Below are 13,289 nucleotides of genomic sequence, written 5' to 3' on the forward strand. Positions count from 1 at the left end.
CTTTTGGCGGATACTCGCCATTCTTTAGCATGTGGTTGCCGACAGAGCCAGAAGAAGGCAGATGCGCCATTTGGGAAGGGTTAGCTCAAAAAGGGCAATTAACGAACTTTCTCGGGCAAGTTTTGTTCCCACGCGAGGGCATGGCGCACGATCTGCTTGAGATCGTCATATTGCGGGGTCCAGCGCATCCGCTCCTTGAGCAAGTTTGAGTTGGCGACCAAGGCAGCCGGGTCACCTGCCCGGCGGGGTTCTTCCGTGGCCTTGACGGGGCGCCCTGAGACCTCCTCTACGGCTTGTATGACCTCGCGGACGGAGAACCCATGGCCGTAGCCGCAATTGGCGGCAAGCGAAGCACCGCCCTCCCGCAAATAGTGGAGCGCGGACCTGTGAGCCGCGATGAGGTCGGAAACATGGATGTAGTCCCGCACACCGGTCCCGTCCGGGGTCTCGTAGTCGGTTCCGAAAATACCCATTTGCTCACGCTGGCCGAGCGCGGTCTGGCAGGCGATCTTAATGAGGTGCGTGGCATTGCGCGTCGATTGACCCGAACGGCCCGCAGGATCGGCGCCGGCGACATTGAAATAGCGCAGCGCCACATAGCGCAGATCATAGGCGGCAGCTGTGTCGCGCAGCATCCATTCCGTCATCAGCTTGGACGTGCCGTAGGGAGAAATCGGGTGAAGCTCCATGTCCTCCGTGACGGGGGACGTTTCGGGCATCCCGTAAACGGCGGCTGTCGAGGAGAAGATGAAGTATTTCACACCGCTTTTTACGCAAGCCTCGATCAGATCACGCGACTTGGCGGTATTGTTCAGATAATATTTGAGAGGGTTCTCGACGGATTCCGGCACGATGATCGAACCGGCGAAATGGACCACGGCATCGACGCCATGTTGCCGGATCAGATCGCCGACAAGGCCCGTATCGCCGACATCACCTTCATGGAACTGGGCCTGCGGATGAACCGCCCAGCGAAAGCCGGTGGAAAGATTGTCGAGAACGACAACTTCCTCACCGGCATCCACAAGCGCCAAAACCATATGACTGCCGATATAGCCGGCACCGCCGGTAACAAGAACAGTCATGAAATTACCCCAGTTAACGTGTTGGCCTTACGCTAACTTATACGCGGAAATTTCTCTCCACGTAATTAATGAGAATTTCCAGGCATTCTTCCAGCGGTGTCTCTGCCGTATCGATTACGAGGTTCGGAGAATCCGGTTCCTCATAGGGAGCGGAAATGCCGGTAAACTCTTTGATCTCGCCGGCGATGGCCTTTTTATAGAGGCCCTTGGGGTCGCGCTGCTTACAGGTCTCCACGTCCGCTTTCACATAGATTTCGTGGAAACTGTCCCCGGCTGCCGCCCGGGCGCGGTCGCGGTCCGAGCGGTAAGGTGAAATGAAGGAGGTGATGGCCAGCATACCTGCCCGCTGGAAAAGCGCCGCCGTTTCACCCACGCGGCGGATGTTTTCCGCCCGGTCTTCCGGGGAGAACCCCAGATTAGCGTTGAGCCCATGGCGGACATTGTCACCGTCGAGCACGTAGGAGCTGTAGCCTTTTTCAAACAGCAGCTTCTCGAGCGCCACGGCGAGCGTCGACTTGCCCGCACCGGAAAGGCCGGTGAACCAAAGCACGCCGCCCTTATGACCATTGCGCCGGGCGCGCTCTTCGATCGACACACCGTGTTCGACACGCGTGATATTGGTCGACTTCGTCGCCATGATCATGCTGCGCTGGTCGGCATAGCCTTCCATGGAAATGATGCCGCCGCCCGCAATGTCGTAATTATCGACAAGCACGAACCGCCCCGTGCGGCCATTATTCGCAAACTCATCGAGCGCCAGCATGCGCCGCGCACGGATCGTGACTTCCGCTACCTGGTTGCGTTCGACCTGCTCGGACTCCGAATTCGACAAATCGCTCGTATCGATGATGCGGTCGACTTTTTGCACCGTGACAGGGGTCTCGAATGTGCCGAGTTTGAGCTTGTAGCTTTTGCCCGCCGTCAACGGATCGTGCCCGAGCCAGAAGAGCCGCGCGCGGAAGACTTCCGTCTCGACCGGCGCATCTTCTTCGTGACTGATCAACTCGCCGCGTTCGACGAAAATTTGCTCGTCAAGCGTGATACCGATGGATTCGCCGGCAACAGCTTCGGTCGGCGGCGTGAAATCGTCGCGCGCGGACCAGCTTTCGATGCTCTGCACTTTTGCAGTCTTGTTTGAAGGAGAAAAGACCAGCTTGTCGCCGACCTTCAAACTGCCGGATTCGATACGTCCGGCGATGATCCGGCGCTGGTCGAATTTATAAACGTCCTGCACCGGGAAGCGCAGCGATTGGTCGACCAACGGTGCATTCGGCAGGAAGCTGTCCAGCGCCTTGACGACCGTCGGGCCCTTGTACCAGGGCATGCTTTTCGAGCCGTTGGCAATATTGTCGCCTTCACGCGCGGAAACGGGAATGACGAAGGTCGGCTCCACACCGATCGAGCGCAGGTAGTCGCGATACTCTTCCTCGATCAGATCGAACTGTTCCTGTTCATAGCCCACCAGATCCATCTTGTTGACGGCAACGGCGACCTGGCGCACGCCCATCAGATGAAGCAGATAGCCATGGCGGCGAGACTGCTCGCGCACACCTTCGGCGGCATCGATGATCAGCAGCGCGGCATCGGACTGTGCAGCGCCCGTGATCATGTTTTTCAGGAACTCTTTGTGACCCGGCGCATCGATGATCGTGTAATCGCGTGCTTCCGTCTTGAACCAGATCTGGCTCGTGTCGATGGTAATGCCCTGATCGCGCTCGGCCTGCAGCGCGTCCATGAGGAAGGCATATTCGAAGGGCACGCCGCGGCGTTCGCACATCGCCTTGATGGACTCATACTTGCCATCGGGCAGCGAGCCCGTGTCATGGAAAAGCCGTCCGACAAGCGTCGACTTACCGTGGTCGACGTGGCCGACGATGACGATCCTGAGAAGATCCCGGGCCTTTTGTGCATCCGGGTTGATAGAAGCCAGTTTCACGTTTGTCTCACCCATTTTCCCGGTTCCTTATAGATAGCCGTCAGCCCGAAGACGTTCAAAGGCATCTTCGCTTTCATGGTCCATGGCGCGGCCGGACCGTTCGGAAATCTTCGTTGTGCGCAGTTCGTCGATGATCTCGGGGATCGTCGTCGCGGTGCTATCGACCGGGAAGGTGATGTCCTTGTCGCCGAGCGAGCGGTAGCGCTTCCCGTCTTTGGCAAAATAAAGATCGATGGTCGGGATTTGTTCGCGCTGCGTATAGGCCCAGATATCGACTTCCGTCCAATGTAGAAGCGGATGCACACGGATATGCGTACCGGGCGGGAAGTCGGTTTTGTACTGGTCCCAGAATTCCGGCGGCTGATCGCGGAAATCCCATTGCCCGCCCTGCCCGCGCGGCGAGAAAACGCGCTCCTTCGCGCGCGTTGCTTCTTCGTCGCGGCGGATGCCGGCAAAGAGCGCATTGAACTGATATTTCTCGATGGCTTTCTTCAGGCCCGCGGTCTTGCGCGCGGCGGAACGCGCGGCAGGCGGCAAGCTCTGATCGACTTCTTCGATCGGCGGGCATTCCTCGCGCAGGAATTTCAATCCCCATTCGTCCGCATAGCGGTCGCGAAAAGCATACATCTCCGGAAATTTCTTACCCGTATCCACATGCATAACGGGAAAGGGCACATGGCCGAAAAACGCCTTGCGCGCCAGCCAGATCATGACGTTGGAGTCTTTCCCGAGCGACCACAGCATCGCGATATTCTCGATGCGGTTAAACGCTTCACGGAAAATATAGATGCTTTGGCTTTCGAGCTGATCCAGCCGATCCATCAGTGTGCTCCCGCAATTCCATTCTTTCACACAAAAAGAATGTATTAAATTCAGTTACCCCGTGGGCGACTGTGATTTAATAGCCCGGCAAGACGAATGCAAGAGCGAATTCAGAGGAACGGACCGGATTTGCGCGCTGCGACTCTACTAAGTCCGGTAGGAAGGAACCGGGTGGTAGCGCGGAATAGACTGCTGACGCCGTTTCTCATCGCCCCGGGCACCGGTTTTGCGCAGCGGACGGTTCATTCTCGTCAATGTCGAGTAACGGCCATCCAGGCTAGCGGTTTCCTTAAAGGGAATTCCCGGCGAATTTGAGGCGGAAAAGATGGAAGGTGCACTGCGTTGCGCCAGTGCCGACTGGCGGGCCTCTTTGGCAAGGCGGCGCGAGGTAACGGCCAAATGTGCTAGAAGCAGCACCAACAAGCCGCCGGCAAATCCGTAAATCCCGGCTTGCGCGCCCAGCGGCCAGGCGTCAAAAGGCAAGGCATCGAGTGTCATGAAGGGTCTCCCTTTATTTATGCCCGCCCTTACGCAAAAAGCCTGCCGGGTGGAAGCGCCCGTTTCCAAGGCATTTTGGAACCAATTCCTTGCTTCACCTGCCGATACCGCTCAAGCCTTGTGCAAAATGCGTAATGGTTAATCAGTTCTTAAGCGGAACTCCCCGGCGCGTTAATTGACCGCCTATGGCGACTCGCATAACAGTCGTTAACCGGCTCTTTGAGCGCTTATCGGTGAGATGCGGCATGGTCATAAAAAGCGATCGGCGCTGGCTTTTCCTGGTCCTACTTGGAGGAGCGCTCAGCCTTGGGGCCTGCGCCGGCCAGCACGACGTAACCGGCGCCTCATCTGCCAGCAAGCCCGTTGCCGGTTATCAGCGGCTCGGCACCGATAAGGAAACACTTGAAGAACGCGTCAACCGGCTCGAGCAGGATCTGGCCGAGCTGCGGATCGACTATTCGGTCGTGCGGCCGGCCATGGAAAAGCTGGTCTTTTCCGAAAACAGCCTCGACAGGCGCCTCGACCGCATTGAAAACGCCTTTGGGCCCGCCACGGCCTCCTTGGGGGCGGCAGGTGACACAGCCCGGGCGCCCAACCCTGCCAAGGCGTCTCAATCTTCTCCTGAAGCCGCTGCTATGGCCCGCATGGACCCCGTGCGTGACGAAATGAAAGCGTCCGGGACTGCTGCTGCCGGGTTCGGCATCCACCTGGCCTCATACAGAGGTAAAGCGGCGGCCATGGAAGGCTGGAGCAAGCTGCAGCAAAGCTACAAGAGCGCCCTCGCCTCGTACCGGCCCATTATTCATAGATTCGATGCCGGCAAGGACGGGACGTATCAGCGCCTGCTCGCCGGCCCCCTGTCCACGCAGGCCGCTGCGGAAAGCCTGTGTGCGTCCCTCAAAAAGCAAGGTGCGTGGTGCCAAGTGCTTGCTCTCAATCCCTCATCGCAGTAAAGCCGGGCCTTAAGAAAAGCGACACATAAGTTGTTGAGGTCACAAATGGCGGACAATTCGGCAGAGATGGGCCATCTTCTGGCTGGCTATAAGCGCTTCCGGGAGGGCACCTACGCGCAGAACCAGCAGCGCTTCGAAAGCCTGGCAAACGCCCAGTCCCCGAAGGCCGCGATCGTCTGCTGCTGTGACAGCCGGGCCGATCCTTCGATGATCCTCGACGTCAATCCGGGCGAGCTTTTTGTGATCCGCAATGTCGCCAATCTCGTGCCTCCCTATGAGGTCGACGGTGCTTACCATGGCACCAGCGCGGCGCTGGAATTTGCCGTCGAAGGCCTCCACATCAAGGACATCATCGTGATGGGCCATGCCCGCTGCGGCGGCATCAATGCCCTTTATGAGAACGCCCCCAAAGGCCACAAGAAGGGTTTTGTCGGCCAATGGATGAACATCGCAACCGAGCTCGCGCTCTTCATCCGCCGCCAATATGCCCACGAAACACCAGAACAGCAGCGCGACCGGCTGGAACGGGAATCCGTCCTCGCCTCCATCGACCGTCTAAAAACCTTCCCCTTCGTCGAAGCGGCGCTGAAAGAAGGCCGCTTGCGCCTCCATGCCTGGTTCTTCGATATCGGCAACGGCATTCTGCTGGAATATGACGAGAAGGCAGAAGACTACCGCCCGGTCGATCTGCCCGGCTGAGCGTCTGTCCAAAATTACAGGAATGGCGGGGGAATGGTGAGCCCGACAGGGTTCGAACCTGTGACCTACTGATTAAAAGTCAGTTGCTCTACCAGCTGAGCTACGGGCCCTAAAATTTGGGGGGAAAACAAGGCTGCTTTCCATCTGGTCCTGCACCGCCTGCAAGTGATTCCGCCTTGGCGGTGCAACGGGGCGGAACCTAAGCGGGGCGGCGGCGCTGGTCAACCCGAATAATGGCCTTTTCCCGCCCAAAATGCCGCATCTCCCGCCCGCCCCGTGCCGGGGGTAAAATGGTCAGAGCGGCGGAATATCGCCGCCCGCCTGCTCTTCCTTGAAACGCTTGTAAAAGCCCCCGAAATTCCCCGCCTCGATGGCCGCGCGCATATCCGCCATCAGCCGCTGGTAGTAGGCGACATTGTTCCAGGTGAGCAGCATCATGCCGAGAATTTCACCGTTTTTGATCAGGTGATGCAGATAGGCGCGCGAATAATCCCGCGCCGCCGGGCAGTCGAGGCTCTCATCCAGCGGCCGAGGATCGTCGGCATGGCGCGCGTTTTTCAGATTAACCTTGCCGCGGCGCGTGAAGGCCTGGCCGTGACGGCCGGAGCGGGTCGGCATGACGCAGTCGAACATATCGACGCCGCGCGAGACGGCTTCGACAAGATCGTCCGGCGTGCCCACCCCCATCAGATAGCGCGGCCGGTCTTGCGGCAGCAGCGGCGCGGTATAGTCCAAGACCCGCAGCATTTCCTCCTGCCCCTCGCCTACGGCGAGCCCGCCAATGGCATAACCATGAAAGCCAGTCTCGATAAGCCCTGCCGCGCTTTCGGCGCGCAGATCGGGATAGGTGCTCCCCTGCACGATGCCGAACAGCGCCTGGCCTTCATGGCGGCGCGGATGGGCCTCGAAAGCCTCTTTCGATCGCACCGCCCAGCGCTGGGAAAGCTGCATGGAGTCCGCCGCCTGTTTTTCGGTAGCCGGAAAAGGCGTGCATTCATCCAGCACCATCTGAATATCCGAGCCCAGAAGGCACTGAATATCGATGCTGCGTTCGGGTGAGAGCATATGCCGCGAACCGTCGAGATGAGACTGGAAGGTCACGCCCTCCTCCGACATCTTGCGCAGCTTGGCAAGCGACATGACCTGAAAGCCCCCGCTATCGGTGAGTATCGGCCCGTCCCAATTCATGAACTTATGAAGCCCGCCGAGCGAGGCAACGCGTTCCGCGCCGGGGCGCAGCATCAGGTGATAGGTATTGCCAAGCAGAATATCCGCGCCGGTGCCGCGCACTTGCTCCGTATAGAGCGCTTTGACGGTGGCTGCCGTGCCCACCGGCATAAAAGCGGGCGTGCGGATGACCCCGCGCGAGGTATGCACAGCGCCAAGGCGGGCCTTGCCGTCTGTAGTGTGTAGGTCGAAACGGAACTCACTCATCGTCTTGTTCTTTCGGCATCAGCAAGCAGGCATCCCCGTAGGAATAGAAACGGTACTGCGCGCCGATAGCATGGGCATAGGCCGCTTTCATTTCCTCCGTTTCCCGGAAGGCGGAAACGAGCATGAAAAGCGTCGATTTGGGAAGGTGGAAATTCGTCATGAGAATATCCACGGCTTTGAAACGGTAGCCGGGCGTGATGAAGATATCCGTCTCGCCGGACCAGGCCGCCAGGCGGCCTTCTTCACTTACTGCGGATTCCAGTAGGCGTAAGGAAGTTGTGCCGACCGAAACGATGCGTCCGCCTTTTGCGCGCGCCTCATTGAGTTTGGCGGCGGTTTCTGCGCTGACCTCGCCCCATTCGGCATGCATTTTATGGGCGTCCGTGTCTTCCGCCGTCACCGGCAGGAACGTGCCCGCGCCGACATGCAAGGTGACGCGCGCGCTCGCCACACCGCGTCCCGCGAGCGCGTCGAGCAGCGCCGGGGTAAAATGCAGCCCTGCCGTCGGCGCGGCAACGGCGCCCGGCCGGTCGGCAAAGAGGGTCTGGTAGTCCTCTTTGTCTTCCTCATCCGTCTTGCGCTTCGAGGCGATGTAAGGCGGCAAAGGAAGCTCGCCTGCCGCGGCAATCGCCGTATCAAGTACAGGACCTGAGGCGGAAAATTGCAGCACGGTCTCCGCGCCCTCCCGGCTTTCGACAAGAGCATGAAGCCCCGCCGTGAAATCCACCCGGTCGCCGGGTTTCAGCCGTTTGGCAGGCCGGGCAAAGGCTTTCCAGCGGTCAGGCCCAAGGCGCAGATGCAGCATGATCTCGACCTGCGCCTCCGCGTCTTCGCGTTTGCGGGTGCCGCGCAGGCGGGCGGGAATGACTTTCGTGTCATTGAAGACCAAGACATCGCCGGGCTTTAAAATTTGAGGGAGATCGCGCACGCCCGCATCTTCCAGGTGGCCCTTGCCGGGGCCGACCACCAGCATACGTGCTGCATCGCGCGGACGCGCAGGACGCAGCGCGATACGCTCTTCGGGTAATTCGAAATCGAAAATGTCCACCCGCATGAGGCAGTTCTCTATTGTCTCTGTTCAATGAAAAGCGGGACACAATGAAAAAGCGGGCCGGGGCCCGCTTCCTCAGCTTCCGAAATCTCTTAGCGCCGATTAGGCGTCCGCGGCAACTTTCATCGAGACGATCTTGTCCGGGTCCGGCACCGGTTCGCCGCGCTTGATGCGGTCCACATGTTCCATGCCGTCGATCACCTTGCCCCAGACCGTATATTGCCCGTCGAGGAAGGTGGCATCATCGAAGCAGATGAAGAACTGGCTGTCGGCGGAATTCGGGTCCATGGCACGGGCCATGGAGCATACGCCGCGCAGGTGCGGCTCGCTGCTGAATTCGGCGGCCAGCTTCTTGCCCGACCCGCCGGTACCCGTCCCCGTCGGATCGCCCGTCTGGGCCATAAACCCGTCGATCACGCGGTGAAAGACGATCCCGTCATAAAAGCCGTCGCGGGCCAGTTCTTTGATGCGGGCGACGTGGTTCGGCGCCAGGTCCGGCCGCAAGCCGATGGTGACACGGCCCCAATCGAGATCGAGAAAGAGCGTGTTTTCAGGGTCTTTGATATCGGTCATTCAATCCTCAGAGTTTAATAATTGGCCGCGTCGGCGACATCCGCCGCGACGACCATCCGTACGATTTTATCGGGATTTGCAGGCGGCTCGCCGCGCGCGATCTTGTCAACATGCTCCATGCCTTCCACGACCTGGCCCCAGACCGTGTACTGACCGTTCAGGAAGGAGGCGCTGTCGAAGCAGATGAAGAACTGGCTATTTGCGCTGTCCGGATGTTGCGAGCGGGCCATGCCGAGCGTGCCGCGCTCAAAAGGAATGCGGGAGAATTCGGCGCGCAGGTCCGGATATTCCGACCCGCCCATGCCGGTGCCCGTCGGGTCGCCCGTCTGCGCCATGAAGCCTTCGATCACGCGGTGAAAAATAATGCCGTCGTAAAAGCCTTCGCGCGTCAGTTTCTTGATCCGCTCGACATGTTTGGGCGCGGCATCGGGCAGAAGCTCGATCACGACCCGGCCGTCTTTCAGATCGAGATAGAGCGTATTCTCAAGATCCCGGGCCTGTGCCGGAAGGCTGAGAAGCGCCATGCCCGCCAGGGCGAGAAAAAATGCTTTCAATCGCATATGTGCAACCTCACTTACGGTACGCCCCAGCGCCCCGGTTCCCTCACTCAGTCGTCGTCTTCCTCGAACCGCTTGTGCAGCGCGGCGGCCACCCGTGCGGGTACGAATTTTTCCAGATCCCCGCCCATCGCGGCGATTTGCCGGACAAGCGTCGAAGAGATGATCTGCAATCCGGGCGCTGCCGTCAAAAACACCGTTTCGACATCCGGCGCCAGAATGCCGTTCATGCCGACCATCTGCGCTTCATATTCATAATCTGCAGGGCCGCGAAGTCCACGGATAATGATCTTCGCATCTGCCTTGCGGGCCGCTTCCACAACGAGGCCGCTAAAGGAGGTGACGCTGACGCGGCATCCGGCCTCCCGGGCCATGTCGGCGGTTTCTTCCTCGATCAGACGGGCCCGGTCCTCGAAACTCAGCAGCGCCTTTTTCGTGGCGCTGACGCCGATGCCGACCACCACATGATCGACCAGGCGGAAAGAGCGGCGGATCACATCGAGATGGCCATAGGTCACCGGATCGAACGATCCCGAATAGAAGCCCACACGTTCCATAAGCACCCTCGTTTATTCTTGTTCTTCGTCTTCCTCGGAGCTTTCGCCAATATGTTCCACCGAGACGACGCGCTCGTCTTTGTTCGTGCGGAAAATAACGACGCCCTGCGTGGAGCGCCCGGCAATGCGCACGTCGTTGACGGGGCAGCGGATGAGCTGCCCGCGGTCGCTCACCAGCATGATCTCGTCATGATCCTCGACGGGGAAACAGGCGGCCAGACGGCCGTTCCGTTTCGTCACGGCCATGGCGATGATGCCTTTGCCGCCGCGGCCCGAGGTGCGGTATTCGAGCGAGGAAGAGCGTTTGCCATAACCGTTTTCGCTGACGGTCAGGAGGAACTGCTCCGCCGCGCCGATCTCCGCATAGCGCTCGGCGCTGAGTGCCACGTCGCCCTCACCGGCTTCATCGCCCTCTTCATCCGCGGCGATTTCTTCGGGCACGTCTTCATCGCCCGCCGCCCGGCGCATGGCATTCGACTGTTTGAGATAGGCGCGCGCTTCAGCCGGTGAAACATCCAGATGCCGGAGAATAGCCATGGAGATGACCGTATCGGAGGCATCGAGGCGGATACCGCGCACACCGGTCGAAGTGCGGCCGGAGAAGACGCGCACATCGGTGACGGGGAAGCGGATGCAGCGCCCATTTGCCGAAGTCAGAACAATGTCATCGTCTTCCGAACCGATCCGCACGGCGACGATGCCGTCATCGCCTTCGATCTTCATGGCGATCTTGCCGTTACGGTTGATCTGCACGAAATCCGACAGCTTGTTCCGGCGCACATTGCCCGAGCGCGTGGCAAACAGCACATCGAGCTCGTGCCAGGTATCCTCGTCTTCGGGCAGCGGCATGATCGTGGCGATCGTCTCACCCTGCTGCAGCGGTAGGAGATTGACGAGCGCCTTGCCCCGCGCCTGCGGCGTTGCCAGCGGCAGACGCCAGACCTTCATCTTGTAGACCATGCCGGTCGACGAGAAGAACAGCACAGGCGTGTGGGTATTCGCCACGAAGAGACGGGTGACGAAATCCTCGTCCCGCGTGGACATACCCGACCGGCCCTTGCCGCCACGCCGCTGCGCCCGGTAGGCGGACAGCGGCACACGCTTGATGTAGCCGAGATGGCTCACGGTAACGACCATATCCTCGCGCTGGATAAGATCCTCGTCCTCCATCTCGTTGGAGGCATCGGTGATCTCGGTGCGGCGCGGGGTCGCGAATTCTTCCCTGACTTTCGTCAGCTCGTCCCTGATGATTTCCATCACACGGGCGCGGCTTGAAAGAATTTCCAGATATTCGGCAATCTTTTCGCCGAGCGCGTTGAGCTCGTCGCCCACTTCATCGCGGCCAAGCGCCGTTAGGCGCTGCAGGCGCAGATCGAGGATCGCGCGGGCCTGGGTCTCGGAAAGACGGAACGTGCCGTCCTCTTTTATCAAGTGGCGCGGATCGTCGATAAGGCGGATCAGCGGCGCCACGTCATGGGCAGGCCAGTCCCGGCTCATCAAAGCATCGCGCGCCGCGCCCGGATCTGGCGCCGTGCGGATAAGCTGGATGACTTCGTCGATATTCGCGACGGCAACCGCAAGACCAACCAGTACATGGGCCCTGTCGCGCGCTTTATTAAGTTCGAACTTGGTGCGGCGTGTAACGACCGTCTGGCGGAACTCGACAAAAGCCTCAAGCAGCTCCTTGAGGTTCATCGTTTCCGGGCGGCCATGATGCAGCGCCACGGTGTTGCAGCCGAAGCTCGTTTGCAGCGGCGAGAAACGGTAGAGCTGATTGAGCACCACGTCCGGCACCGCATCGCGGCGCAGCTCGATCACCACACGCATGCCCTGCCGGTCGGACTCGTCGCGCAGATCGCCGATCCCCTCGATCCGCTTTTCACGGACGAGTTCAGCGATCTTCTCGATCATCGAGGCCTTGTTCACCTGGTAGGGAATTTCGGTGACGATGATCGCCATGCGGTCCTTGCGGACTTCCTCGATCTCCACCTTGCCGCGCATGACGACGGAACCGCGGCCCAGATGATAGGCGCTGCGGATGCCCGCGCGCCCGAGAATGATGCCGCCTGTCGGGAAATCCGGTCCCGGCACGATTTCCATAAGCTGGTCGATGGAGAGGTCCGGGTTTTCGATCAGCGCGATACAGGCATCCACCACTTCGCCCAGATTGTGCGGGGGAATGTTGGTGGCCATACCGACCGCGATACCGCCGGCGCCATTAACGAGCAGGTTCGGAAACTCGGCCGGCAGAACCGTCGGTTCGCGCTCTGAGTTATCGTAGTTGTCCTGATAATCGACCGTATCCTTGTCGATATCGTTGAGAAGCGCATGGGCGGCTTTCGCCATGCGCACTTCCGTATAACGCATGGCGGCGGGCGGATCACCGTCCACCGAGCCGAAATTGCCCTGCCCGTCGATCAGCGGCAGGCGCAGCGAGAAGTCCTGCGCCATGCGCACCAGTGCGTCATAGATCGAAGAGTCGCCATGGGGGTGATATTTACCGATCACATCCCCGACCACGCGGGCGGACTTGCGGTAAGGCTTGTTCCAGTCGTAGCCGTTCTCGCCCATCGAGAAGAGAATGCGCCGGTGCACGGGCTTCAGCCCGTCCCGCGCATCGGGCAGCGCACGGCTAACGATCACGCTCATCGCATAATCGAGATAGGAGCGTTTCATCTCCTCTTCGATTGCGATGGGGCTTACATCGCGCTCCGGCGGAACACCCCCGCCTGCGCCGCCGGGGCCATCGGAGCCCCCGCCATTGCCCAAATTTCCACCGCCTTCCGGGAGAGGTTCATCGCCCGGTGCTGTCGTGTCATGCGTGTCGGACAAACTTGCTTACCTTCAAAAAACTGCCCCGGAAGCAGGATGCGCCGGGGCACATAATCGGACCCAGAAACGGATAAGGACGGCTGCCCGAATCCTCTGAAATATGAGAGGCGGAGAATAGCATTTCACCCCTTCAAGGGCAATCATCATATGCCTTCGGAAGCACCCCTTAAGTCTCTGACTTTCAAAGAAAAAATGCCTCTGACAAAAGTGCCCTCCGCGGCGCGCGGAGACAGGCAAAAATCCGCCCTGCCCGCACAGATTTTTGCCCGGGGAATTGGCTCTGAAACGAGGG

The 13,289-nt window shown here is 59.8% G+C and carries 12 protein-coding genes and 1 tRNA gene; 2 read left to right on the forward strand and 11 right to left on the reverse strand.

Features of this window, described 5'->3' with window-relative positions; genetic code table 11:
* Nucleotides 1–98: 98 nt before the first annotated feature.
* The 4 genes from galE to ACOQOT_RS07600 form a co-directional block, all read right to left on the reverse strand.
* A complete protein-coding gene (gene galE / locus ACOQOT_RS07585) occupies nt 99–1,085 on the reverse strand; it encodes a UDP-glucose 4-epimerase GalE (RefSeq protein ID WP_420561730.1) in 987 nt (328 codons plus the stop codon).
* A 37-nt stretch (nt 1,086–1,122) separates the two neighbouring features.
* Nucleotides 1,123–3,021, reverse strand: a complete 1,899-nt coding sequence (cysC, locus tag ACOQOT_RS07590; RefSeq protein WP_420561731.1) for an adenylyl-sulfate kinase — start codon at nt 3,019–3,021, stop codon at nt 1,123–1,125.
* A 27-nt stretch (nt 3,022–3,048) separates the two neighbouring features.
* Nucleotides 3,049–3,843 (reverse strand): sulfate adenylyltransferase subunit CysD, encoded by a 795-nt coding sequence (gene cysD, locus ACOQOT_RS07595; protein WP_420561732.1) that lies wholly within the window; start codon nt 3,841–3,843, stop codon nt 3,049–3,051.
* 147 nt (nt 3,844–3,990) lie between these two features.
* Complete coding sequence (locus tag ACOQOT_RS07600; RefSeq protein ID WP_420561733.1) at nt 3,991–4,341, reverse strand: hypothetical protein; 351 nt, start codon at nt 4,339–4,341, stop codon at nt 3,991–3,993.
* A gap of 245 nt (nt 4,342–4,586) precedes the next feature.
* Between ACOQOT_RS07600 and ACOQOT_RS07605 the strand changes: the two genes are divergently transcribed.
* Nucleotides 4,587–5,294: an SPOR domain-containing protein gene (locus ACOQOT_RS07605; RefSeq protein ID WP_420561734.1), complete on the forward strand. Its 708-nt coding sequence runs from the start codon at nt 4,587–4,589 to the stop codon at nt 5,292–5,294.
* A gap of 45 nt (nt 5,295–5,339) precedes the next feature.
* Entirely contained in the window at nt 5,340–5,993 is a 654-nt protein-coding gene (locus ACOQOT_RS07610; RefSeq protein WP_420561735.1) for a carbonic anhydrase, read from the forward strand.
* 34 nt (nt 5,994–6,027) lie between these two features.
* On the opposite strand, the gene ACOQOT_RS07615 is transcribed toward ACOQOT_RS07610, so the two are convergent.
* From ACOQOT_RS07615 to gyrA, 7 genes are all read right to left on the reverse strand, one after another.
* A tRNA-Lys gene (locus tag ACOQOT_RS07615) sits at nt 6,028–6,103 on the reverse strand.
* 184 nt (nt 6,104–6,287) lie between these two features.
* Nucleotides 6,288–7,427, reverse strand: coding sequence for a tRNA guanosine(34) transglycosylase Tgt (tgt, locus tag ACOQOT_RS07620; RefSeq protein WP_420561736.1), 1,140 nt, complete (start codon nt 7,425–7,427; stop codon nt 6,288–6,290).
* The gene (queA, locus tag ACOQOT_RS07625; RefSeq protein WP_420561737.1) at nt 7,420–8,481 is read right to left on the reverse strand and encodes a tRNA preQ1(34) S-adenosylmethionine ribosyltransferase-isomerase QueA; all 1,062 of its coding nucleotides are present in this window, start codon (nt 8,479–8,481) and stop codon (nt 7,420–7,422) included. The genes tgt and queA overlap by 8 nt, the downstream gene beginning before the upstream one ends.
* Before the next feature lie 99 nt (nt 8,482–8,580).
* Nucleotides 8,581–9,051: a peptidylprolyl isomerase gene (locus tag ACOQOT_RS07630; protein WP_045442524.1), complete on the reverse strand. Its 471-nt coding sequence runs from the start codon at nt 9,049–9,051 to the stop codon at nt 8,581–8,583.
* A gap of 14 nt (nt 9,052–9,065) precedes the next feature.
* Nucleotides 9,066–9,611 (reverse strand): peptidylprolyl isomerase, encoded by a 546-nt coding sequence (locus ACOQOT_RS07635; RefSeq protein WP_420561738.1) that lies wholly within the window; start codon nt 9,609–9,611, stop codon nt 9,066–9,068.
* 47 nt (nt 9,612–9,658) lie between these two features.
* Nucleotides 9,659–10,165, reverse strand: a complete 507-nt coding sequence (coaD, locus tag ACOQOT_RS07640; RefSeq protein ID WP_420561739.1) for a pantetheine-phosphate adenylyltransferase — start codon at nt 10,163–10,165, stop codon at nt 9,659–9,661.
* Between the two features lie 12 nt (nt 10,166–10,177).
* Nucleotides 10,178–12,841 carry a DNA gyrase subunit A gene (gene gyrA / locus ACOQOT_RS07645; RefSeq protein ID WP_420561926.1) on the reverse strand — a complete coding sequence of 888 codons (2,664 nt, stop codon included), beginning with the start codon at nt 12,839–12,841 and terminating at the stop codon, nt 10,178–10,180.
* Nucleotides 12,842–13,289: the final 448 nt, after the last annotated feature.

The sequence above is a fragment of the Tepidicaulis sp. genome (assembly GCF_965222285.1).
Taxonomy (GTDB): Bacteria; Pseudomonadota; Alphaproteobacteria; order Parvibaculales; family Parvibaculaceae; genus Tepidicaulis.